The sequence below is a fragment of the Paenibacillus massiliensis subsp. panacisoli DSM 21345 genome (genome assembly GCF_000426545.1).
In the GTDB taxonomy this organism is placed as follows: domain Bacteria; phylum Bacillota; class Bacilli; order Paenibacillales; family Paenibacillaceae; genus Paenibacillus; species Paenibacillus panacisoli.
Window position 1 is genome coordinate 144,011 of the sequence record NZ_KE384534.1, and the last position, 24,743, is coordinate 168,753.

Consider the following 24,743-nt stretch of genomic DNA (forward strand, 5'->3'; position numbering starts at 1 on the left):
AAATATGATGAAGTCCTAAAAAATATATGAGCATAAACGAGCATCAGGAGGGCAGAGTACGAGGCTTTCGGGGAGAAGCGATCGTTAGCGTATTAAAGCTGATTATTGTACTGTAGGGTATGCTGTCCCAATAAAGTATGATGGAGTCTTGTGAGTTATATCTATGGGTTATTTTCGTATCCCTATGAAGAATTTGAATTGTATATTTACAGGAAGAATGTCTGCCGACAACTAGCGGTAGACATTTTTTTATTGACGATATCTACCACTATTCTTTATATTGATAATAATTATCATTATCATTTATGGACATCGCGCTAGAGACAGATACAGAAATGATTCTGATATGGATCCGGCCGGGTCTTATTCATGAGTGTATATCAAAGTGTATATCAAGTTCGGGGGGGAGAAGATTGGTCAACCGTTGGAAGAAACAGTGGGCAGCAAGTATCGTTACCGCCTTGCTCGTAGGTAACAGCTTGGGTGCCACAGGAATTGGCTTTGCACAAGAGGCAGGGCAAGAATGGACCGGAATATCGGCGTCAGCTTTATCCGAGTTCGGGACGTCATCTACCAATCAGGCAGGAAGGTATGGCTCGGGGGGGCCGTCCTTTAGAACACAACTGGAGACAGGTACTCTGCCGAATAATGGCACAGCTCTTAAAGCTGTGGGAGAGGTCACTTATGGCACGGATGGCCCAGCAAGTGTGATCAATACGACTTATGAGCCTGGTGGGGAAGTCATCATCATGGTGGAATTGGATGGTGTTCCACTGCTTTCGCGTACATCTGCACAGGCGCTCCGCAGCCGAATTAATTCATTCAGCACCAGTGAAAATAATCTTGAAGTTCAGCATAGAACCATAAAAAACCGCATCCAAAAGCTTGCTGAGGAGGAGTTCGCAGAGCAGGCGGCGGCTGAAGAGGCACAGACGGAGCAGCCCTTGAATCAGCAGGGGTTGATGGGGCAAGCGCTTCGTGAGTCCAAGCTGGCTGTTCCTTATACATCGAGCATGGAGCTTGCAGAAGCGCCTGAAATTGAAGTCCTGTATGACTATTACATGGTTATGAATGCATTCTCCATCAAAGCAGACTACAGTAACCTGGAAGGAATCCAGCAGCTTCCGGGTGTAAAGAATGCCTGGGTTGCTACTACCTATGGACCCATTGAGCCTGTACAGTCCATTGGCACATTGATGGAGAGCAGCTCTGCAATGATTGGTGCCAATACGGCGAACAGTTCAGGATATACAGGGAAAGGTACGACAGTAGCCGTCGTGGACACGGGGCTGGATTGGAAGCATGAGGCCTTCTCCAAGAACATGCCACCAGCACTTACGCTCAAACACACACGCCAGAAGGTAAGTAACGTGCTAGGCAGTACAAGCATGTCCTCTGGCATTTCCGATGTGGATGCTGTGTACGTGAATGACAAGGTGCCCTATGCGTATGATTATGCGGACAAGGACACGAATGTCATTCCATCCGGAGACCCTGATAATGAGCATGGTACACACGTTGCAGGGATCGTAGCAGCTAACGGCGACCACTTGAAGGGTGTAGCGCCAGACGCACAGCTCATGATTATGAAAGTATTTGATGACATGAACGGTTCCACGAATGATGCGAGCATCATTGCCGCACTGGAGGATTCGGTGAAACTGGGTGCTGACGTCATTAATATGAGTCTTGGTGCCAATGCAGGCTTCAGCACAGAAGGGGAGGCCAGCAAGGATGAGATGTACGATCGAATCGGAAAGGCTGGCGTCAATCTGGTTGTGGCAGCAGGTAACAGCTATAGCTCTGCCTACGGCAATCAGTCAGGTCAGAACCTGCCGTTCGCTACGGACCCAGACAACTCTATTGTGGCTTCACCGTCCACATATGCTTCTGCATTGTCTGTAGCCAGCATGGCGAATATGACATTGTCGGATGTTCCATACATTGCGGGCGGGGATCGCAAAATTGTATTCAATGATCAATCCTATGACAGTGATCCCAAAATCCAGGGACTGAATGATACATATGATTATGTTCACGTAGGGTTAGGTAGTACTACGGACATTCAAAATGCTGGTAATCTGAAGGGGAAAATTGCCCTGATCTCACGTGGTGGTGAAATCAGCTTCCAGCAAAAGCTGAACAATGCCTACGCAGCTGGTGCGGTAGCAGTGGTTGTCTATAACAATGTAGCGGGTCAGCTTAAAATGGACATTGGCTCCTATTATATTCCGGCTGTAGCCATCTCACAGAACGATGGAGAATATCTGGCTGGATTGCAGACGAAAAAATTAACACTGAGTGATTCCTTGAAGACAAGCATAACGAATCCAGAAGGCGGTAATATGTCTGCGTTCTCCTCGTGGGGCGTAGCGCCAGACTTGAAGCTGAAGCCTGAGATCACAGCTCCAGGCGAGGGGATCTATTCCACGGTTCTCGGCAATGCCTATAAGAGCATGAGCGGGACTTCCATGGCTTCGCCTCATATTGCAGGTGCCGAAGCTCTGGTGAAGCAATACGTCACGAACACACTGAGCATCACTGATCCGCTGACCCAGGAGAAATTGGTGCATTCCTTACTGATGAGTACAGCTCATCCGGCCAAGGACGCAAGCAGTGGTCAATTCTATTCCCCACGCAAACAGGGCGCTGGTCTGGCAGATGTGACCGGAGCCATTACGACTGGAGCGTACTTGAGCGTAGAGGGGAATGATAGACCGAAGGCCGAGCTGGGGGACGGAAAGAGTGGAAGCTATTCGTTCACCTTCCGTATCCATAGTATCTCTGATGAGGCATTGAGCTACGAGCTGAACACAGCTGCCTTATCCGAGAATGTAATAACCAGCAACGGCAAGTCTCTGCTGGAACAGAAATCTACGGATTATGCTGGCAATGGCATTAATATTCAATATAGTGGAGCAACCAATGGCAAGGTAACGGTACCTGCTCGAGGAAGCGCAACGGTTACAGTTACGATTACACTGTCAGATGCCATGAAAGCACAATTCAACCGTCAGACACCTAACGGAACCTTTGTAGACGGATTTGTCATGCTGGACGCTGATTCCGGTGTGGATCTATCGTTGCCTTTCCTGGCCTTCTACGGAGACTGGGGGCAGCTGCCGATGCTGGATGGAACTGAATATGGTGATGAAGGCTACTCCATGTTTGGGAGCACGGTATACAATGCATTCCCAGAGCAGGGCAATGTGCTGGGACAAAATCATATTGCCATCGCCAAAGGATTGAACTGGGGAGTGATGCCAGAGAAATTTGCAATCTCTCCACAGAGTCTGGGCAACAGCTCTAAAATCCTGGGTACGAACACGGGACTGCTTCGCAATGCGGAGGACATGAGCTTCACAGTCACGGGTAAAGACGGTCATGTGTATAAAGAGACCAATTATTCACATGTACGCAAGTCCTTGTATTTCCCATCCCTTGATCTGGTAAGCTGGGCGGAAGCGCTGCTTGGTACTGCCCCGACCTTCGATGGATTGGATGCAAATAACAGTGAAGTCCCAGAGGGTATGTATACCTACAAGGTAGAAGCTACTGCGGCAGGAACGAATGGGCAAGGTAAGGACACATGGAGCTTTGATTTTGCCTATGACAAGACCGGACCTGTGCTGACGGATTACAGCATTTATGAAGAGGATGGAAATACCTTCCTGGAAATGAATATTACAGACAATCACTATATTAGTGGTCTGCAATTGGCTACCCTAGACGGCGGTGCCCTGAGCGATCTGTATCCCATTCGAGATGCGGATGAGAAGCTGGCGGATGGTACCGCTGTAAATAAGGTCACCATGGATATTAGCAACGTTCGTGATACACTGACGCAGAACGGTCTTTCTACGCATAGAATTAAAGTGGACTTGTTCGACTATGCCCTGAATTACACTAGTGCAAACATCATATTGGACCCTATCGAGCTCACGGATCTCACATTGGACAAGACAGAGCTTGCGCTTGTTGTAGGTACAACAGAGGATCTGCGAGCGATCTTCACACCAGCTGAAGCAGAGCAGCCTGTCATCTGGACCACCTCTGATCCTGCAGTGGCTACGGTGGACACACATGGAGCCGTGACTGCTATTGGACCTGGTACAGCACAGATCACAGCTGAAGCTGGAGGGAAGACGGCGGTGAGTCAGGTGACCGTCACACCAATCGGCAGTGAAGGTATTGTATTGAACAGGAAGACCATGACCTTGGCCATCGGAGCCAGTCAGACTGTGGTCGCATCGACGAATCCGGAGATTGTAACCGAGCCGATTACCTGGACAAGCTCGGATAGCACGGTAGTCAGCGTAGATGCTAGTGGTGTAGTCAAAGCGCTGGCAGCAGGTACGGCTACCATTACAGCTACAGCTTCTGGCAAATCGGCGAGCATCGTCATTACTGTAGAGGACCCGTCACTGGCTGACTACACAATTGTAGATGGCGTGCTGGTAAGCTATCAGGGGGACGGTGGTCACATTGCTATCCCTTCGCAGGTAAGGGAGATCGGCGATTATGTATTTTATTACCGTGATGACATTCTGTCCGTCCGTGTACCCGGAACCGTCAAGAAGATAGGTGCTTATGCGTTCGCAGAGAACTCACACCTAGCTCTGGTTACGCTCGAGGATGGTATCGAGAGCATTGGCGAACGAAGTTTCTATAATTCACTAAAAATCAAGAGCATCGAGGTTCCTGATTCAGTCACGGAGATTGGCGATTACGCGTTTGCAAAACTCGGTTACCTGGTCTCTGCTCATTTAGGAAATGGCATTACCCGGATCAGTGACGGTCTATTTGCAGAAAATGTGAATATGACTACTGTCAATATTCCTAATGGGGTAACAGCTATTGGTGACAGAGCCTTCTATTCAGCGCAAAGCCTGAAAGAAATTCAGCTTCCGTCAGTGCTGCAGACGATTGGCAATGAAGCCTTCCTTTCTGTAGTTAACATGACCTCGCTGGAGCTCCCGGACACGATGGTGTCTATAGGAGATGCTTCTTTTGCAGGTACCAAAATCGCTACACTGGACTTGGGAAGCGGCTTACAGACGATTGGGAAATCGGCCTTTATCGAGACACAGCTTGAGAGCCTGAATATCCCGGATAACGTAACAACGGTTGGAGATATGGCATTTGCTTATATTCCTCGCCTGCGTCATGTTGAGATTAGTAAAGGTGTTACCTCACTAGGCAAGCGGGTATTTGACAGCAATGGAAGCTCCAGTCTGAGCAGTATTGAAGTCGATGCCGAGAATCCAGCTTACTCAAGTATGGATGGAGTACTGTTTGACAAGCAACAGCACACGCTGGTGCGTTACACCGTAGGACATGGTCGAGACAGCTATGCCATACCTGAATCGGTGAGCAAGGTGGATGACTATGCATTCAACTATAGCACGAAGCTGAATTCCATTGATCTTGGGACGTCACTTGCGACAATCGGTGAGTTTGGATTTGCTAATAGCACCAGTATCCGTACGCTTACGATTCCTGATAGCGTGACTGATATTGGACGATCAGCATTCTATCATAATGATGGACTTGAATCCGTTACCGTAGGCAGCGGTGTCACGCACTTGAACCCGTATACTTTTGCTTACAATGCCAACACACGTAATATAGATCTGGGTACAGGTGTCAAAAGCATCGGAGACTATGTATTCCAATACAATAGTAGTCTAGTGGAAATTACGTTCCCAGAGCAAGTAGAGTCATTGGGTGATTTCGTATTATCCAATAATGAGCGATTGTCGGTAATTAACATTGGTAAAGGCGTGACAAAGATCGGCTCGAATCCTTTTGCCAGCTCACGCATGATTACCAGCGTAAATGTGGACCCGGAGAATAAGGCTTATGCCAGTGAGGATGGCGTACTGCTGGACCAAGCACGGACGCTACTGATTCAATATCCGGTTGCCAAGCCGGATGCTGTATACAGCATTCCGTCAACGGTTACCCGGATAAGCAATTATGCGTTCCAAAATGCGAAATTCCTGTCAGAGGTGCAGTTCCCGGAAGGTTTGGAATCCATCGGAACATCGGCCTTTAACGGAGTTAATCAACTAAAAGAGGTTACGTTCCCAAATAGCCTGAAGGATATCGGCGTGTTTGCTTTCTCGGATACTGGTATCGAATCTGTCGTACTGGGTAATCAGATCGAGCTAGTGCAGGATTGGGCGTTTGCCTTCTCCAGCCAATTGAAATCCGTTGCTATCCTAGATAGTAATACGATTATTGGTTCCTTTGCTTTCACAGACTCACCACAATTGACGACGGTTGTATTGGGTGAGGGCGTATCGATTCCTGGGTTTGCAGTATTTGATGCGAATGCGGCTACCATTTACGGATGGAAGGGTTCGATGGCTGAGGAGCATGCGATTAATGAAGGAATTCCATTCAAGGTCTATGATCCGATCACGGTACAGGTGAAGGCCAAACACGAAGATGGAGCTGGAACGATCAGTCTAAGCGCTCAGGCTGAGGGAGGTATTGGAGCCAAATCCTTCTCCTTCCGTGCATGGGATGCACAGACAGAGCAGACAGTGACCTTGGATACCTATGCAGGAGCCACCACCTATGAATGGACCCTTCCTGAGCCTGGCAAGTATACGGTCTATGCCGATGCTAAGGATGAGACAGGTGTCGTTCGATCCGGTGCACGTGAACTGGAGGTCCTGTCATCCGGCCAAGTGATCATTTCGGCTGTGTCAGCGACACTTACACCAGCGGTACGCAGCTATAATATCAGCAAGCCTGCTGATGTGAGCACTGCGATCAACTGGAATGACGCACAGAGTGTAACTTTAGCTGTCTATGGCGTGAATGAGGGACCTAGCATGAGTGTCACGGACGCCGTATACAGTAGAAATGCAATGAAACAAGGTCTTGACTACACGATTGACGGAAATACACTTACCATCAAAGAAGGCTTATTGTCCGCCTTGCATCTGAATGAAGGGGACCAGGTGACTGTCGAGTTGTTCTTTGACTTCGGTGACAAGGCTGTGCTGACCATTGAGGCGATCCGTGATACAGAGGCGCCTCTCATCTCGGCAGACATCAGCCCTAGAACGGCGACCTTCGACAAGAAGGAGGACAAGCAGCAGGATGTTACGATGAATGTGACCTGGAACGACGCTTCCTCGATTACAGATGTCACCGTAAATGGTGAGTCTATCGGAGAAGGCTCCTATCGGGTGGATGGACAAAGCCTGGTTATCAGCCAAGCATATCTTGCTACGCAGCCTGTAGGAGAGCTAGTCTTGCAGGTACAGTTTGACCGAGGCCAAGCAGCTGCTATCGTAATCTCGATTATCGACTCTAGCAACAACGGAGGAGGTAACAATGGTGGTGGTAATAACGGTGGAGGCAATAATGGCGGAGGTAGCTCAGGAGAAGATATCGGCAGCGAAGCCGGGGGGAACCATAGCGGTACAAGCACAAGTGGAGGTGGAGCTACGGCCACAGTCCCAGCAACAGTGCGTGTGCTTGATGCAAGTGGAAATGCGATCACATCGTTCCAGACCCGATTGAATGCGAGCACAGGTCAAGCTACAGTTACGATGGATGCAGATTTCCTTACCAGCGCCTTTGCTGCTACACAAGCGGATGGCAAAGGAATTACAACCGTGAGCATCACGATTGAAGCTGAAGGAGCGAAGTCGTATGAGGTAGTCATGCCAACTAGCTTCCTGACAGCATCGAATGCATCACGAGCGATACACATCAAGACCAATCTGGCTACAGTTACATTGCCAAGCAATATGCTTCAAGAGACACAGGCAGGCGATGCCGAGCAGGTTACATTATTGCTGAGCCCAGCAGATCATAGCCAACTGGATGCAGCTGCACAGGCATGGGTTGGCGATCGTCCGGTAGTCGACATTCGTCTCAGGTTAGGAGATAGAGAACTCGTATGGCAGAACAACCAAGCTACCGTGACGATTGCTATTCCATATTCACCTACAGCAACTGAGCTCGACAATCCAGAATTCATTACCATTCAGTATATTGATGAGGCAGGGCAGGCTACTCCTGTTAGCTCTGGTCGATATAATGCAGCAACTGGAGAAGTACGCTTTACTACGAATCATTTCAGCAAGTATGCTGTTGCTTATGTCGTGCAATCCTTCCAGGATCTGAACCGTCATGTTTGGGCCAAACAACCGATCGAGGTGCTTGCATCCAAAGGAATTATCCAAGGCACAGCAGCAAATCAATTCTCGCCAGCGAAGCAGATTACCCGTGCAGAATATCTGACTTTGCTAGTGAAGACGCTGGACCTGACAGCAAACATCGAGAGTAACTTTACTGATGTGCAACAAGGTAGCTACTACTACGAGGCTGCTGGAATTGCCAAGCAATTGGGTATTGTAGGTGGTACGGGCAACAATGAATTCGGCCCGAATACGCCGATATCCAGACAGGATATGATGGTCATGACGTATAAAGCACTGAGGAAGGCCGATGCTCTAACCGCTAATGCAGCCTTGGTAGAAGCCATTCAGGCCTTCAATGATCGTGCTGAGGTTGCTGGCTATGCCGCCGAGGGTGTAGCAACACTTGTACATGAGGGGTTGATCACGGGGGCTGATGGCAAGATTCAGCCTAAATCGCCAACAACCCGTGCAGAGGCTGCGGTATTCCTGTACAGAATTTATAATTTGAATTAAGAAGAAGAACTTGGTGGCTTAGATTTTACTGAAAATTCAAGTCATTTAGGAAAAAACACCAAAGTAACTAATTAGAAATTGAGCTGCTCCTTGTATATGGCTGGTCGGTATATCCGTCACTATATGCAAGGAGTTTTTTTGCGAGAGCTGAAGATGACTGGTATGTGAGAATATAGACAGATTTTTCTGGTGCCACTGGACCGCGATTCAGAACTAACGGCTAGTGCTAATGATGATTGGCAATGAACTGACAAATCCTGTTGGTACAGCTCCCGGACGAAGCGGACTTGCTTGTGTGTATATGGATATTCTCTCCTAAGAACAAGCCCCTTTTCTAAAGTAATGGGCATGAATCTATACCAGCCTTAGACGGTTGACGTAGGATGGATTATCCATTAGGGAGGTGCTTAGTCCACATGAAATGTCATAACCACAATTCCAAATTGAAATGCAGAAAAAAAATCAAGAAAGTATGCAGAGTTAAGAAACACCGCGGAAAGGTAGTAGTACTGAAGAAAAAAGTAATCAAGCCAATATGCCCTCCGCCGATTGTTGAGGTCACTCCGGTTCCAGGCCCACCAGGGCCACAGGGCCCGATTGGGCCAAAAGGGGCTACCGGAGCACAAGGTGTACCTGGAGTACCAGGGGTACCAGGCGTACCAGGGGTACCAGGGGTACCGGGAGTACCCGGTCCAACAGGTGCTACAGGAGCTCGCGGGGCCACAGGCCCGACAGGTCCGACAGGTCCGCAGGGCGTAGCAGGTCCGCAAGGTCCGCAGGGCGTAACAGGTCTACAAGGGCCACAGGGCGTAACAGGTCCACAAGGTCCGCAGGGCGCAACAGGTCCGCAAGGTCCGCAGGGCGCAACAGGTCCGCAAGGGCCACAGGGCGTAACAGGTGCTACAGGAGCCACGGGAGCAACAGGTGCAACAGGTGCGACAGGTGCAACAGGTGCGACAGGTGCGACAGGTGCGACAGGTGCGACAGGGGCGACGGGAGCAACAGGAGCAACAGGAGCGACAGGAGCTACGGGAGCAACAGGTGCAACAGGTGCGACAGGTGCGACGGGAGCAACAGGAGCAACAGGAGCAACAGGTGCGACAGGTGCGACAGGTGCGACGGGAGCAACAGGAGCGACAGGAGCTACGGGAGCGACAGGAGCAACAGGAGCCACAGGAGCCACAGGAGCTACGGGAGCAACAGGAGCTACGGGAGCAACAGGAGCTACGGGAGCCACAGGAGCTACAGGAGCAACAGGAGGTATTTCTGATTTTGCTTTCTTGTGCAGTACAGCAGAGCAAAACGTAGCAGCCGCCCCAGTGGCAGGTGGGCAAGGTGGCGCGGTGACCTTTACAGACTCGTTGTTAGGCTCGGCTGCCATTACATTTACAGCGCCATCCAGCATCAATATCAATACGACGGGCATTTATAGCATTAGCTGGGAAGTGTTCCCGCAAGAGGGCAACACAGCCTTCGGGTTGTTCTTCGATCCAGCAGGCGCGCCACCAGCTGCTCTGGTACTGTGTAGTAACTATGGCTCAGATGCCGGTAATAACCCGTATCAGGGGCAGGTTGTTACAGCACTTACAGCAGGAGGGGTATTGACCCTGAACCGTATTGACGACACAGGAACGGTCATACTGCTTAACCAAATTGGTGGAGGTACACCAACAGTAAGCGCATCTATCGTTATTCAAAGACTGGCATAGAGACAAACGGCCAACCTGACAATCTGATAATAAAAAGCAAGCCTCGAATGTCCGCTATATTGCGGTACTGTTTCGAGGCTTCTTTTTTACTAACCTAGTGCTGGTACCCTTGACCGATACTTATTTGGTCTGATCAAGGTACTAGGACATGTAAGCTTTTGGAGCATAACAGCGAAATCTATCCTAATCTTAGAACGTTAGAATATGTCACTAATCATTACATTACTCAGTGTCATTCACAATTGAATAGCTCTATAAATCGAGTAGCTGCGCTGGATAAAGGCATGTTCTTCATAATCATGAGACCCACGTGAGAAGGCGGAAGCTGTACCTCCAATTGCACCTCGAACAGTGAGCCTTCCTCCAGCTCCTTAGTGACGAATTCCCGGGTAACATAGGAGATGCCCAAGCCCCGTTTGGCAATTTCAATTAACAGATCCACGCTGCCGACCTCAATTTCGGGGCGAATTCGTTGGCCGAAGCTTTCGAATAATTCCGTAATGGCTACCCGGACACGACTGTTGCGTGAGAACAGAATAATGGGATACTCCAACAGCTTGTCCAGAGTTAGGACCTCGCCCTTCAGAGCTGCATATTTCTCTCCAGCGACAAAGCAATCCTTTAGCTGTAGCGTTTCTTTGACCTCCAGCTGAGGGTCAACGATCGGCATACGCACAACACCAAGATCAATCTTTCCTTCCTTAAGGAAGGATATTACTTCAGGTGTCGTACCGTGGTTCAGATGGAGCTTAATGCCCGGATACTTGTGATGAAAGTTCTCAAGGTAGGGAAGAATGTAATGCTTGAACAACGAATCACTACCACCGATGCGCAGCTCACCGCTTTCCAGCTTTTTGAGTGCCGCCATCTTCTCCTCTGCCAGTGAGATGAAGATTTGGGATTGCTCGATGTAGGAGTACAAGACATTACCTTCCTGAGTCAGTTCTACACCCTTGGCATTTCGGTTGAAGAGGGTCATTCCGAAGCTATTCTCCAACTGCTTGATCGCATGACTTACGCTAGGCTGCGTCAGATACAACGCTTTTGCAGCTTGAGTCAAGCTTCCGGTCTTGGCTGCCCAGTAGAATACTTTGTATAGCTCATAATTATTGTTCATAGACCTGATCTATAGCTCCTCTTAAATTTATCAATTACATGTATGGCTTCTGATCGTATTATAGTGTAGTTATCCAAAAGAAGCCAGAGCTTGCATGGCAACTCTGTTGAAAGGAGTAAGGAAAATGGATCCAACGACATTTATACTGTTTGGCGCGACAGGGGATCTTGCCAAGCGTAAAATATACCCAGCCTTGTACGAGTTGTTCCTACAAGAGAAGCTTCCCCATTCATTTTCCTTAATTGGATTAGGAAGAACCGAGCTCACAGATGAAGTATTTCAACATAACGTAGAGCAGTCGATCCATAATTTTGCAAGAAGCCAAGCAGACGATGCTGCATTGAAGCGATTCTTGCAGGTCTTTCGCTACAATGTATTGAATATAGGAAACGTAGAAGACTACGTGCAGTTGCTTAAGCGTGTGGAGAAGAGAGAGGAAGAGCTTGGGCTAACACCGAACCGCCTGTTCTATCTGTCCGTGGGCCCTGAGTTCTTTGAACCGATTGCGGAGAACATTCAAGCAAGTGGCCTTGGCTCAGCTAACGGATGGAAGCGTCTCGTGATTGAGAAGCCGTTCGGACATGATCTGCCATCTGCTCGCCAATTAAATGAGAAGTTGAGCAGTGCTTTCCGCGAAGATGAGATTTATCGCATTGACCATTATCTCGGCAAGCCTATGGTGCAAAGACTGGAGTCTCTTCATCAGACGAATCCGGTGCTGCAGGCGCTATGGAATAACCATCACATAGCAAATGTGCAAATAACGGCCAATGAAACGGTAGGTGTGGAGACCCGAGCGGGTTACTACGATCATGTGGGTGCGATCCGGGACATGTTCCAGAACCATATGCTGCAACTGCTCATGATGACAGCTATTCAGCTTCCACATAATAGTGGTGCTGATCGTGTGCGTGCCAAGAAGAAGAAGGTGATCGAGGCACTCGTGCCGGTGCAAAAGCATGAGGTAGGGTTAAGTATTATCCGTGGTCAGTACACGGAGGGTGCCATTCAGGGCAAGCCAGTTCCAGACTATCGCTCTGAACCTGGTATTGCACCAGAGTCCATGAATGATACCTTTATCGCAGCTCGTCTGCAGATCGATGATTATTTCTGGCGTGGTGTTCCGTTCTATATTCGTACAGGCAAGCGTCTGAAGGAGAAATCTACGCGCATTGTTATCGAATTCAAGGAGCCACTTAAGCAGACAGGTACAGAGCAGGGAGATATCGCTCCTAATCTGCTGATTGTCGAGATGAGTCCAGATGAGCGGATTACGCTACAGCTGAACACACCAGATCCACAAGGAAATGGCAAGCTGAAGCCGATACACATTGATCTGCATCCGAAGGATGGCGTGCTGCCAGAGGCATATGAAAGTCTGATCTGTGATGCAATGCAAGGGAATCCAACCTTCTTCGCACATTGGGATGAGGTTGAGATGTCCTGGGCTTGGGTACAGCCTGTGCTTGAAGCCTTTGCTGACAACCAGGTTCCACTCTACATGTATCCCGCTGGTTCCTACGGACCGGCTGAAGCCGATGCGCTATTGGCACAGGATGGGTACCACTGGTGGTTCGACGAGAAGGAGACGGACACTCCGGCTTCGGCTGAAGCACCTAAGGAAGTTGTTCTTGAACACTAATAAAATACACCAAATGGAGGTCGTTTACGTATGAAGTTTTTCATTGACACAGCTAATGTGGAAGCTATCAAGACTGCTCATAAAATCGGTGTTTTGTCTGGTGTAACAACAAATCCTTCGCTTGTGGCGAAGGAGGGTGTGAAATTCGAGGATCGCATTGCTGAAATTCTCCAGGCCGTTCCCGATGTGGAATCTGTCTCTGCCGAAGTAACGCCGAACGCGATTACGGCAGAAGAGATGATTGCCGAAGCGAACGAACTGATCAAGATCAATAATAATGATAAAAATATTACGATCAAGCTGCCGATGACATTGGCTGGATTGGAAGCCTGCCGTTACCTCACTCAAAAGGGTGTGAAGACCAACGTAACCTTGATCTTCACTGTGAATCAGGCACTGCTGGCGGCGCGTGCAGGTGCGACTTACGTATCTCCGTTCCTGGGGCGTCTGGACGATATCTCTGAGGATGGGGTACAGCTGGTAGCGAAGGTTGCCGAGCTGTTCCGCGTGCATCAGTTGGATACACAGATCATTGCAGCTTCCGTTCGCCATCCGGACCACGTTACCCGCGTAGCCCTGGCCGGAGCACATATTGCAACCGTACCATTCACAGTCATCGAGCAGATTGCCAAGCATCCGTTGACCGATCAAGGCTTGGAAAAATTCGCAGCAGATTGGGCCAAGACAACTCAATAATCGCAGCAATTCATTGGAGGCAAACAAGACATGAGCAAACAGCAAATTGGTGTAATTGGACTCGCCGTAATGGGTAAGAACCTTGCCCTGAATATTGAGAGCAGAGGCTTCACAGTCTCCGTATATAACCGTTCCCGTGAGAAGACGGATGCCCTCGTGCAGGAAGCCGCAGGCAAACAGCTGCTTCCGACCTACAGCATTGAGGAGTTCGTAGCCTCGCTGGAGGTTCCACGCAAGATTCTGATCATGGTGCAAGCGGGACAAGGAACAGATGCTACGATTGATTCTCTGGTTCCTCATCTGGAGCCAGGCGACATCATCATTGACGGAGGTAACGCTCACTTCCCAGATACACAACGTCGTAGTAAGGATCTGGAAGCGAAGGGCTTCCGCTTCATCGGCGCAGGTGTGTCCGGTGGGGAAGAAGGAGCGCTTAAAGGACCAGCTATTATGCCAGGCGGACAGAAGAGTGCCTATGAACTGGTAGAGCCTATACTGACAGCCATCTCCGCCAAGGTGGGTGAAGATGCGTGCTCCACTTACATTGGACCAGATGGCGCAGGCCATTATGTGAAGATGGTGCATAACGGTATTGAGTATGGAGATATGCAATTGATCGGAGAAGCTTATCATTTGCTCAAGGATGTACTAGGTGTTAGCTCCTCCGAGCTGCATGAAATCTTCAGCGAGTGGAACAAGGGAGAGCTGGACAGCTATCTGATCGAGATTACAGCTGATATCTTCTCCAAGACAGACCCTGACACAGGCAAGCCAATGGTTGATGTGATCCTCGATTCTGCTGGTCAGAAAGGTACGGGTAAATGGACTAGCCAAAGCTCTCTGGATCTGGGCGTCCCACTGTCCATCATTACAGAGTCAGTCTTCTCCCGCTTCATCTCTGCGTTGAAGGAAGAGCGTGTTGCAGCCAGCAAGAAGCTGAGTGGCCCGGCAACGAGCAGCTTTGATGGTGATCGTGAAGAATTCATCGAAGCCGTTCGCAAGGCACTGTATGCCAGCAAGATTGCTTCCTATGCACAAGGTTTTGCTCAGATGAGAGCAGCTTCCGACACGTATGATTGGAATCTGGACTACGGATCTATCGCTATGATCTTCCGTGGTGGATGCATCATTCGTGCTGGCTTCCTGCAGAACATCAAGGACGCGTATGACCGTGAGCCTGGGCTGAAGAACCTGTTCCTTGATCAATACTTCGGCAAGATCGTAGATGATTATCAGGATGCTTGGAGAAAAGTAATTGCGATTGCGGTTACCCGTGGTATTCCGGTTCCTGCCTTTGCTTCGGCACTTGCATACTATGATAGCTATCGAACAGAGCGTCTGCCGGCCAACCTGCTGCAGGCGCAACGCGACTACTTCGGAGCGCATACGTTCCAGCGTGTGGATAAGGAAGGTACGTTCCACCATCAATGGATGTAATTGTTCACCACGGCAATGAAGTAGCCAAGAAGTAGCGATTCAGTTTTGATAGAAATAGCAAAAAGCACTCTGCGTAGTACGTAAATTCAAGGAATTCCTTGATCTTACGACTAAGGGAGTGCTTTTTGCTAATCTTTGATCATCCAGGGAATAGTTCTTATGTAGATAAGCTCGGCCACAAGTTCCACCATGGTCTGGGTCACAATTACAGCTGCAGCGATCGTACCCCATTCTCCTGGTAATGCCAGAGCTAAAGGGAGTACGACCAACGAATTACGCGTGCTGGAGCTGAAGAGCAGCGCTCTTCCTGCACCCGCTTCGAGTCGGAAGCAACGAGCGATGAGACTTGCACAGATAGGCATCAGGACATGAAATAGTATATAGATTGGCAGAATCTGAAGAATGAGATGCAGATCACCCTTCAGCTTGGGAAGCTGTGAAGCAGCTACCATAAACAGTGTTAAGGCCATAAAAGGAACGGGGAGCCATGCACTGATAGCGATGCCTCGCACTCCATTCTGTGACCTTCTAGCCCAAGTTTGAAGGAGCACAGCCAACAGACAGGGAATGACAATCAGGTACACAAAGGCCTCAATAAATGGCCCCAGTTGCATCAGACCTGACATCTGTTCTCCCAGGAAGAGGTACAGATACACTGGAAGTAGTACAATTTGAATGATGAAAAGTACAGGGGTTGCGGTCAAGATGTATACTACATTGCCTCGCCCCATTTGCGTAAACATAATAACATAGTCGATGCACGGAGCGAGTAACACCAGACATATTCCAGTTAACACGGGAACTGATTGAGTGGGAAAGCATTGTAATATGGCCCAGACCACGATCGGTACCAGTACAAAATTGGATAACAGTAGCGCAATCAGGAAACGGGGACTTGCGAATGCTTCTTTACGTTGCAGGAATGGGATCTGGGTAAACATGGAGTAGAGCAGGAGGGCAATGATCGGTGAGATCAGAGATTCCAATATGCTATTTACAGCGGGGTTGGCAAGGCCCAGGCCAACACCCAGCACCAAGGCTCCCGCATATATGGAAATCTGATGCTTTTCAAGCTGTTCTCTAGCTAACACAGTAGTAGTCCTCCCTTCTTCTGGAATCATTATAGCATGTTGACCAAGAAGGAGGGAGGAACGGAGTTAATCACCTATATTCACGTATTTGGACAAAATGAACACGTTTTCATTTTGGAGATCATAGGCTCCCAACCATTCTGGCTCTGCCGGATAGCTGTGACTGTATGACTCCATAGTCCTAACTCAAAGCACTTACTCAACGCTCTGACTCAACGCTCTGACTCAACGCTCTGACTCAACGCTCTGACTCAACGCTCTAACTGTTTGTTGTAACTACCAATATTGATTTGTAAATCTACATTCTGTGCCTTGCATTGCTGGGCTGTACTTTGGAGTTAAGGCAGAGGCTTGGAGAGAGTGTAGTAGCCGCTGTCGGATGCGAGCTGCAGCAGGTTGCGCGCATATGCGCCTGCCCAAGCATATCCATGACGGCGCTCTTCACTGATTTGCAGAATATCGTAATATTTCTGACCGTCCCGATCTGCGAAGAAATGTTTGTTGTCATCTACATTATAAAAGCGATACCATATGACGCTGGAGGGATCATTTACGAAATAATCTGGGCCCCTGCGTACATATTGGGTGCCGTCAACACGCACACTATCGTACCATTTAAGCGCGGCTTGAGCGGCTTGCCGAATTTCTGGTGTCTGCGGTCTGGACATGAGGAAGGCCACGATACCTACGGATTCACCACCTGATTTGGACGGCAATTCATAAGCACGCCCTGCAACCGGAGCAAAAGTAACCGGATCATGCTGTGCGCACCATACCGTCCGTACTCCATTGTTGACAATCTGTGATTTTAGAATGTAATCCACGCCTTTATTCAAGGCCGTATTCAGATTGTTGCGCTGGGTGCTGGTGAGCAGGTTGTTATTGCTAAAGTCTCCCCTGCGGTTAACTATGTCATCAATGAGCACCATTACGCGAACCATGGCATCATCATTGAAGGTCACAGCATCAGAATAGTTGCCACGCTTCGGAAAGACTTGTGGGAATCCACCAGATGAATATTGCATACCGATAATGAAATCCACGGCTTTGCGCATGCTTGTTCTATACGCTTCATTGCCTGTCTGATTGTACATGTAGGCCAAGAAACGGATTTCTGCTACAGTGGCCTTGTTGTCAATTGTTCCAAGCTCGACCCCAGAGGCCACCCAACCTGACTTGGCTTCAGAGCCATTCCACGGCTTTTTGTATTGATCCAGCATATCCTTGTAGAACCCACCATGAGGCATTTGCCAGGTCAAGATATTGTTGGCTAATGTGGTATCGGTGCTCAGATTGCCACTTATAAAATTACTAATATCTCTGTGCTTATTCAACAAACTGTCGGTGTTTATAGAAGCAAGTGAGAGATCTGTGGCCGCAATGGTGGTCTCGCTAGGGGATGTCTGCCCAGCCAAGGAAGCATCAGCCGAGATGACACCAACAGGGAGTGTTCCCAAGATTAATCCAGCCGTAAGGCATGGCAGCATGAACTTTTTGAACGAATGATTCGACATAAAGTACCTCCTGCTACAAGTATTTTGGAAGTCTCAAGCGTGGATGATACTAACGAACAGACATCCATGGAACAATGGTTCCTGGTTCAGTAGTTCCTGGTTCAGTAGTTCAACTAACTTTTATGACTCAATTAAATCAAAGAGTTTAATCAGTTAAAATGTAAGCGATTACAAATGTGACTAAAAAATAAAACGCTCAGTCCCTCCTCTCCATGAGAAAACATTAAATGAATTAAAGTTTTCAATGAATGGAAAAAACAACCACGCCACAACGCTTATAATGTACCTTCTTATGAGCATTTTTGTCAAGTAACTATTTGGATGAATGACAACAAATTAAGAATTTATTACCATAATATATGCGCAAAATTTAAGCTTTGAGGCTGCTTTTTTTACAGATCACCTATGCTTCTGGGAACATATGGTGGATATATGCTGTTTGGTGCTCGTTTGTGACTGTTTTGTGGAATAATATGCTCGATTAAATCTAAAAATAGCTATTTACTTTTGATGTAACCGCTATTATAATCACAAATGAGCACAAAGAATCATAAATGATCATTTTATCGAGAAGCTCTTATTGCAATGTTGATGGGTGTCCTTTACAGAACGAATGGCGATGAAATGGTCGTAAAATGAAGAAGCTATTCGGGTTGTAAATGTATGAAGAACAGGGCGGAAGACACATTCTAAGACTCTAAAGGAATTTAGCAGCCTGCATAGGAGTGCTTTTCGACCGAATCGGGGTGGTCCTAGATGTTGTATGAGGAAGAAAGGAAGCCAAGACTGCTTCAATATATTCAACAAAACCAGCGGGCATCCGTACAGGTGCTAAGCGAGGTGTTTCAGGTCTCTGAGTCTACGATCCGCCGAGATCTGAAGGAGCTTGAAGAAGCTCAGCTTCTTAAGCGAACTCATGGTGGAGCAGTATCCCTGGAGAGTGCGAACATCGAGCCCGCCATCATTGATAAGGAAGACTTATTCCGTGAGGAAAAGGCCGCTATTGCTCGTGAAGCCGCGGAGCTCATTCGACCCGGTGATACTTTGCTGCTCGATGCGGGCACGACTACGCTCCATTTGGCCCGCGAAATTCGCCGGATGTCAGATATCCGTGTGGTGACCAATTCCTTGCTAGTGTTGAATGAGCTTAAGGATTGTCGAGACATTGAGGTATCGCTGACGGGTGGGATGCTTCGCCCGGAGACACAGGCTTTTGTCGGCCCCATCACCGAGGCTGCGCTGGATATGATCCGAGTAGACAAAGCCTTCATTGCTATGAATGGTATTGATGCACGGGCGGGGCTGACGACACCCAATATGGTCGAGGCAGCGGCGAAGCGCAAGATGATGGATATTGCGAATGAGGTCGTGTTATTAGCAGATCATAGTAAGTTTGGCAAAGTGGCCTTCGCCAAGGTAGCTGAGCTAAGTCAGGTGCATCACGGTATTTTCGACAAAGAGGTGCCGGAGAACAGTATTCTTGCCATGCGAAAGCTAGGCATTGTGGTAACCATCGTATGATGCTTTGTGCAAGGTAGGAGATTACAGAGCTTTGAAGGTAGGAGATTATAGAGCTTTTTGGAAAGGAGTCAGCACAGGTGAAGAACAAAGTCCTAACCGTGACCTTGAATCCTGCACTTGACAAGACGGTTACACTGCCGGGGTTTCAGGTCGGCGGACTGAATCGTATTGAGGAGATGCGAGTAGACGCAGGGGGCAAAGGCATAAATGTAGCCAAAGTGCTGAAGAGCTTCAATGAACCTGTTGTGGCTACAGGCTTTGCAGGAGGATATGCAGGTACTCAGCTCCTGGATCGACTTCAGGTCATGAGGATAGAGCAGGCTTTTGTGAAGGTAGAGGGAGAGACTCGCACCAATCTGAAGATCGTGGATTCCGAGAGCAAGGTGACCACGGAAGTGAATGAACGTGGAAACGGTATTACGGTGGAGGAAGCAAGCACCTTCCATACTCAGCTTGAGCGTCTATTAGGAGAGGTTGGGGTGCTTGTACTTGGAGGAAGTCTACAGCCAGGCATGCCTGAGGATACCTATAGACAGATTGGTGAGCTGGCCAAGTCAAAGGGAGTCAAGACGATTCTGGATGCTGACGGCGAAGCCTTCAAGCAGGGGCTACAAGCCATACCGTTCGCTGTCAAGCCGAATATCCACGAGCTGGAGCAGCTGGTAGGCAAGCCGCTTGATTCCGATGATGCTGTTGTTCAAGCCTGCCAAAGTCTACTGGAGCAGGGGATTGAGTGGGTCGTGGTGTCAATGGGTGGTGATGGATCTATTCTGGTAAGTGCTGATGAAGTGATCCGAGCCCGCCCCTTCCCGATTGTGCCTCAGAGTACGGTCGGAGCAGGAGATTCAATGGTAGCTGCCATCTCGGCTTGTCTGCTGCATAATCGCTCATTGCTTACGACAGCCAGATGGGCGACAGCAGCAGGAAGTATTACTGCTTCCAAGCCAGGTACAGAGGTGTGTACCTTGGCAGAAGTGGAGTCCCATCTGGAAGCGGTTGATATTCAAGTAATTCATAATGCGAAAAAAGGGTGAATGAATAATGAAAAAGCTGTTAGCTGTTACGGCCTGTCCAACGGGTATTGCCCATACGTATATGGCTGCTGAATCCATTCAGAAGGCTGCCAATGAGAAAAATGTCCAAATTAAAGTAGAGACACGTGGTGCGGTCGGCGTAGAGAACGGACTTACTCCTGAAGAGATTGCTGAAGCACATGCCATCATTATTGCCGCAGATACCGATGTAGATGAAAGTCGCTTCGAAGGCAAGCCTGTCGTCAAAGTGCCTGTAGCACAAGGGATCAAGATTCCAGGAGAATTGATTGAGCAAGCTCTCGCCAAGGAAGCCACTGCACCTGTAGCCTCCTCGTCTGCTGGTACGGAGAAAAGCTCTGCAGAGACCAAAACATCATCTGGCAACAGCATTTATAAGAACCTTATGAACGGTGTATCCAACATGCTTCCGCTCGTAGTGGCAGGTGGACTTATCATTGCCCTGTCCTTCCTGTGGGGAATTAATCCTCCAGAAGGCAGCCTGGGCGCATCCCTTGGGGCGATTGGTGGCGCGGCCATGGGCCTGATGATCCCAATCCTCGCTGGTTTTATTGCTTTCTCGATTGCAGGTAAATCAGGTCTTGCACCAGGATTAGTTGGTGGCGTGATGGCGGGTTCGCTAGGTGCTGGCTTCCTCGGTGGTATTATTGCCGGTTTCCTGGCAGGCTACGTCGTGAAATTCCTGATCAAGGTAATCAAGCTTCCTAAGTCCTTCGAGGGCTTGAAGCCAATTCTATTGATACCACTGCTGTCCGTACTGATCGTAGGTCTGTTGATGCATTATGTAATCGGTACACCATTGGCTGCGCTCATGGGAGCGTTGACAAGCTGGCTGCAATCCATGGGTTCTGTCAACGCTGTTCTGCTGGGTGCCGTGCTTGGTGCGATGATGGCTATTGATATGGGTGGTCCATTCAACAAGACGGCTTATACGTTCGCTGTAGGTCTGCTGGGGAGTGGTGTATTCGGCCCAATGGCAGCAGTTATGGCAGCTGGTATGACTCCTCCACTGGGCATCTGGCTGGCAACGGTAATGGCACCTAAGAAATTTACGACAGAAGAGCGTGGCGCTGGTAAAGTTGCGGGCTTCCTCGGATTGTCCTTTATCACGGAAGGCGCTATTCCATTCGGTGCGGCTGATCCGCTTCGTATGATTCCAGCATTCATGGTGGGTTCAGGAGTTGCTGGTGCCCTGTCCATGGCCTTCGGTGCTGCACTTCGTGCGCCACATGGCGGGATCTTCGTCATGGCGATTCCGAATGCAATCACAAATGTATTGCTGTATGCACTAGCCATTGTTATCGGTACTGTAGTAACTGCCGTGCTTGTAAATATCCTGAAACGGAATAAAATTACGGTCTAACAGCTCATAATGATCCACAGGAAATGATTTAAAGGAGATGACATACATGAATATACATGATTTGTTGACTGAGGAGACCATCTTTCTGCCACTGGAATCTGGCAGCAAGGAGGACGTAATCCGCCGGATGGTGGAGGGGCTCCAAAAAACTGGCGCAGTAACGGATGCTGAGAGCTACGTACAGGCTGTCCTGACTCGTGAGCAATCCAGCTCCACAGGTATCGGGTTCGGTGTAGCTATTCCACACGGTAAATCCTCTGGAGTAGCCCGTGCAGGTCTGGCCTTCGCAAGAATGGCAGAACCAACGGAATGGGAGTCTTTGGATGATCAGCCTGTATCTATCGTGTTCTTGATCGCAGTTCCGGCAGAAAATGTAGGAAACGAGCATTTGCAGATTCTCGTCGCTCTGTCCCGCAAGCTGATTCATGAAGAATTCCGCAACAGCCTTCTGCAGGCGAAGACTCCTGCTGAGGTGACTGAGGTGCTCAAGAGCATCTAATGCAGCATGGATGAACTGAGCATACGGTAATGGCTACTGTAGCGAACAGTTCAGTAAATTGAGGGTATTATGACCTCCACAAGAATAGAAGGATAAGGTAGTCGTCTTAAGCAAGATTTCGCTTAAGGCGGCTTTTTTTCGTTTGACGGATTGTAATATGAAGTGCGACACCCGCTGGAAATAAAAAAAAAGGGCCCATGGCCGGATTCGTGTAGAATGAAGGTTCCTACACCACGCATTCACACAAGGAGAATCCACCATGAGCTACACACATCTTAGCATAATCGAGCGCAGCAAGCTAGAAATCCTCCACCAGCAGGGGAAAAGTGCCAGAGCCATTGCTAAAGAATTAGGCCGGCATCACGCAACCATCAGCCGCGAATTACACCGAAATCCAGCAGCAGTTCCCTATCAGGCGGAACGCTCCCAGGACAACTATGCCAAGCGTTGTCAGGTGTCTGTTCCACTCGGCAAATGGACACCTGAAGCCTGTACACCGCTATTCGGATGCCTGACCGTACCGCTTTGTCTATGGAGATTGCCTTTGGCGTAGCGGCCTCGCAGTATCCTGCCGAGGTATTTCGAACCGCTACCGCAGACCGGGGCAAGGGGTTTACCTGTTACGCCAGCCTGGACGCCACTCATAATGTACAGGTGTATTTTGCAGATCCGTACTCCTCCTGGCAACGCGGCTTGAATGAGAACGCCAATGGTCTCTTCCGAGAGTTTTTCCCCAAGGGGACGGATTTTGCACAAATCACGGATGAAGCTCTGGAGACCGTCCTCCGCTTAATCAATCACAGACCACGAAAATGCTTGGGGTGGAGAACCGCTCACGAATTCTTTTCTGAGGAACTGTCGCACTTAGCTTGACAATCCGTCGTTTGTATTTATTAATTGAAATGTCTTAAGAAGTTACTTGCAGAAAAGGAGTTGATACTATATATTGTTTATATATAAACTGTTGATGTATAAACTATATCTGAATAATTGGTTTATACATCAACTAATTTTGTTTTATTTCATGGAGGATGATTGCAAATGACAGATACAGCACGAAAACAAGAAATTTTGAAAGCTTATCAATTTAGGCACGCATGTAAATCCTTTGATATCAATAAGACGATTTCTGATGACGATTTTGAGTTCATTCTTGAGACAGGAAGATTATCACCAAGTTCATTCGGACTTGAACCCTGGAAGTTCGTTGTGGTGCAGGATGCCACGCTACGCGAAAAATTAAAGCCTGTGACCCCTGGTGCCCAGGGACAATTGCCTACGGCCAGCCACCTTCTGTTTGTATTAGCTAGAAAAGAAAGCGGGCTCAGTTCCGATTCTCCGCACGTTACGAGAATGATGAAGGACATCCAACGTATGCCAGATGACATTGCACAATTCGTTTCACGTATGTACAACAAATTCACAGAAGTCGAGCTCGGCGGTGACGGGCAACTCATGTATGAATGGGCCTGCAAGCAGAGTTACATCGCCATGGGAAATATGATGACGGCTGCAGCTCAAATCGGTATTGATTCCTGCCCCATTGAAGGTATTGATCGTGAGAAAGTGTGTGAATTATTTGTAGAAGAAGGAATTATTGATGATAATGAATTTGGAGTAGCCTGCCTGGTGGCCTTTGGGTATCGGTTAGAGGAGCCAAAACGTCCAAAAACAAGACAAAGCCTGAATGATATCGTAGTATGGAGATAAATCGTGCAGATGTGTAGTATTTAATTCATGGTACAGAGAGTTGCTTCTTGCCAGCAGCTCTTTTTTTCATGGCTCTAGCGGATGAAATGCCGCGGGTGCATTGCTCAAAGCTGCTCTACTGCCGCTAAATGCTCATGCTTGCTTGTAAAATGAAAGCTAAGGCTGTATAGTGTCTAATACATTGTAAAACGATATAAACGATCTACCATAAGAGAAAGAGGGGATGATTCTTGAAAACAGATTGGTCGCAGGAAGCTGAACTGTTATACCAGATGTACGGTGTTAACAAAGTAATCAATACTACGTTTGATGCATGTATCAGCGTTAGCCAATCTCGATTTGAAATCTTATCCTTGATCTATCAAGAGATTGAAATCAGTCAAGGAGACTTGCAAAAGAAAGTTACGATTGATAAATCGGCGGTTACTAGACACATCAAACAGCTTGAGGAGCAGGGGATCATCTTCAGACGAAAAAAGGATGAGGATAATCGCTTTGTCCTGGTCCGTCTTACGGATTATGGCAGGGAATTGATCGAGAACGCCCAAATTGAGAAAGCGCGTTTTGTACAGGAATTACTCACTGATATCAGTGAAGAAGAGCGTAATGCTTTTAGGAAAGTATTAACAAAGCTACATGCAAATGTTGGAACAATCAAGACAGATAAGCAGCATTTATGAAGGATCTGATTTGGAAAAGGAGGAGCTACTC

General features: G+C 48.4%; 14 protein-coding genes and 1 pseudogene. 12 read left to right on the forward strand and 3 right to left on the reverse strand.

The genetic code is table 11. The features are described from left to right. Positions 1 to 413 precede the first annotated feature (413 nt). Together K331_RS0123155 and K331_RS33070 are read left to right on the forward strand one after the other, a co-directional pair. Complete coding sequence (locus K331_RS0123155; protein ID WP_028592105.1) at positions 414 to 8,681, forward strand: leucine-rich repeat protein; 8,268 nt, start codon at positions 414 to 416, stop codon at positions 8,679 to 8,681. Positions 8,682 to 9,097: 416 nt separating this feature from the next. Further along, the gene (locus K331_RS33070; protein WP_028592106.1) at positions 9,098 to 10,390 is read left to right on the forward strand and encodes a collagen-like protein; all 1,293 of its coding nucleotides are present in this window, start codon (positions 9,098 to 9,100) and stop codon (positions 10,388 to 10,390) included. A gap of 232 nt (positions 10,391 to 10,622) precedes the next feature. Here K331_RS33070 and K331_RS0123165 read toward each other — a convergent pair whose 3' ends face one another. Next, a complete protein-coding gene (locus tag K331_RS0123165) occupies positions 10,623 to 11,507 on the reverse strand; it encodes a LysR family transcriptional regulator (RefSeq protein WP_028592107.1) in 885 nt (294 codons plus the stop codon). 124 nt (positions 11,508 to 11,631) lie between these two features. Between K331_RS0123165 and zwf the strand changes: the two genes are divergently transcribed. From zwf to gndA, 3 genes are read left to right on the forward strand one after another with little or no spacing between them, the layout of a single operon-like run. Next, positions 11,632 to 13,149, forward strand: coding sequence for a glucose-6-phosphate dehydrogenase (gene zwf, locus K331_RS0123170; RefSeq protein WP_028592108.1), 1,518 nt, complete (start codon positions 11,632 to 11,634; stop codon positions 13,147 to 13,149). A 30-nt stretch (positions 13,150 to 13,179) separates the two neighbouring features. Next, positions 13,180 to 13,845, forward strand: a complete 666-nt coding sequence (gene fsa / locus K331_RS0123175) for a fructose-6-phosphate aldolase (RefSeq protein WP_018885980.1) — start codon at positions 13,180 to 13,182, stop codon at positions 13,843 to 13,845. 30 nt (positions 13,846 to 13,875) lie between these two features. Beyond that, positions 13,876 to 15,282 carry an NADP-dependent phosphogluconate dehydrogenase gene (gene gndA, locus K331_RS0123180; protein ID WP_028592109.1) on the forward strand — a complete coding sequence of 469 codons (1,407 nt, stop codon included), beginning with the start codon at positions 13,876 to 13,878 and terminating at the stop codon, positions 15,280 to 15,282. A 128-nt stretch (positions 15,283 to 15,410) separates the two neighbouring features. Here the strand turns inward: gndA and K331_RS0123185 are convergent, their stop codons facing one another. Then, positions 15,411 to 16,373, reverse strand: a complete 963-nt coding sequence (locus K331_RS0123185; RefSeq protein WP_028592110.1) for an arsenic resistance protein — start codon at positions 16,371 to 16,373, stop codon at positions 15,411 to 15,413. Positions 16,374 to 16,711: 338 nt separating this feature from the next. After that, positions 16,712 to 17,887, reverse strand: a complete 1,176-nt coding sequence (pelA, locus tag K331_RS0123190) for a pectate lyase (RefSeq protein WP_028592111.1) — start codon at positions 17,885 to 17,887, stop codon at positions 16,712 to 16,714. A 756-nt stretch (positions 17,888 to 18,643) separates the two neighbouring features. Between pelA and K331_RS0123195 the strand changes: the two genes are divergently transcribed. The 7 genes and pseudogenes from K331_RS0123195 to K331_RS0123225 all read left to right on the forward strand — a co-directional run bounded on the left by K331_RS0123195 (position 18,644) and on the right by K331_RS0123225 (position 24,712). Further along, on the forward strand, positions 18,644 to 19,408 hold the full coding sequence (locus K331_RS0123195) for a DeoR/GlpR family DNA-binding transcription regulator (RefSeq protein ID WP_036635658.1): 765 nt from the start codon (positions 18,644 to 18,646) through the stop codon (positions 19,406 to 19,408). A gap of 77 nt (positions 19,409 to 19,485) precedes the next feature. Beyond that, positions 19,486 to 20,442, forward strand: a complete 957-nt coding sequence (gene pfkB, locus K331_RS0123200) for a 1-phosphofructokinase (protein ID WP_028592113.1) — start codon at positions 19,486 to 19,488, stop codon at positions 20,440 to 20,442. Positions 20,443 to 20,449: 7 nt separating this feature from the next. After that, positions 20,450 to 21,823, forward strand: a complete 1,374-nt coding sequence (locus K331_RS0123205) for a PTS fructose transporter subunit IIC (protein WP_028592114.1) — start codon at positions 20,450 to 20,452, stop codon at positions 21,821 to 21,823. 46 nt (positions 21,824 to 21,869) lie between these two features. Continuing rightward, complete coding sequence (locus tag K331_RS0123210; RefSeq protein ID WP_025679341.1) at positions 21,870 to 22,322, forward strand: PTS sugar transporter subunit IIA; 453 nt, start codon at positions 21,870 to 21,872, stop codon at positions 22,320 to 22,322. Between the two features lie 259 nt (positions 22,323 to 22,581). Next, positions 22,582 to 23,195: pseudogene (locus K331_RS33155) on the forward strand (IS30 family transposase). A gap of 168 nt (positions 23,196 to 23,363) precedes the next feature. Beyond that, positions 23,364 to 24,032, forward strand: a complete 669-nt coding sequence (locus tag K331_RS0123220; RefSeq protein WP_028592115.1) for an NAD(P)H-dependent oxidoreductase — start codon at positions 23,364 to 23,366, stop codon at positions 24,030 to 24,032. Between the two features lie 272 nt (positions 24,033 to 24,304). Continuing rightward, entirely contained in the window at positions 24,305 to 24,712 is a 408-nt protein-coding gene (locus tag K331_RS0123225) for a MarR family winged helix-turn-helix transcriptional regulator (protein ID WP_404821521.1), read from the forward strand. Positions 24,713 to 24,743: the final 31 nt, after the last annotated feature.

Bases quoted from the DNA above. Each gene is read 5' to 3' on its own strand.
- K331_RS33070 (WP_028592106.1), top strand. From the start codon at position 9,098: ATGAAATGTCATAACCACAATTCCAAATTGAAATGCAGAAAAAAAATC.
- K331_RS0123165 (WP_028592107.1), bottom strand. From the start codon at position 11,507: ATGAACAATAATTATGAGCTATACAAAGTATTCTACTGGGCAGCCAAG.
- zwf (WP_028592108.1), top strand. From the start codon at position 11,632: ATGGATCCAACGACATTTATACTGTTTGGCGCGACAGGGGATCTTGCC.
- fsa (WP_018885980.1), top strand. From the start codon at position 13,180: ATGAAGTTTTTCATTGACACAGCTAATGTGGAAGCTATCAAGACTGCT.
- gndA (WP_028592109.1), top strand. From the start codon at position 13,876: ATGAGCAAACAGCAAATTGGTGTAATTGGACTCGCCGTAATGGGTAAG.
- pelA (WP_028592111.1), bottom strand. From the start codon at position 17,887: ATGTCGAATCATTCGTTCAAAAAGTTCATGCTGCCATGCCTTACGGCT.
- K331_RS0123195 (WP_036635658.1), top strand. From the start codon at position 18,644: ATGTTGTATGAGGAAGAAAGGAAGCCAAGACTGCTTCAATATATTCAA.
- K331_RS0123205 (WP_028592114.1), top strand. From the start codon at position 20,450: ATGAAAAAGCTGTTAGCTGTTACGGCCTGTCCAACGGGTATTGCCCAT.
- K331_RS0123210 (WP_025679341.1), top strand. From the start codon at position 21,870: ATGAATATACATGATTTGTTGACTGAGGAGACCATCTTTCTGCCACTG.
- K331_RS0123220 (WP_028592115.1), top strand. From the start codon at position 23,364: ATGACAGATACAGCACGAAAACAAGAAATTTTGAAAGCTTATCAATTT.
- K331_RS0123225 (WP_404821521.1), top strand. From the start codon at position 24,305: ATGTACGGTGTTAACAAAGTAATCAATACTACGTTTGATGCATGTATC.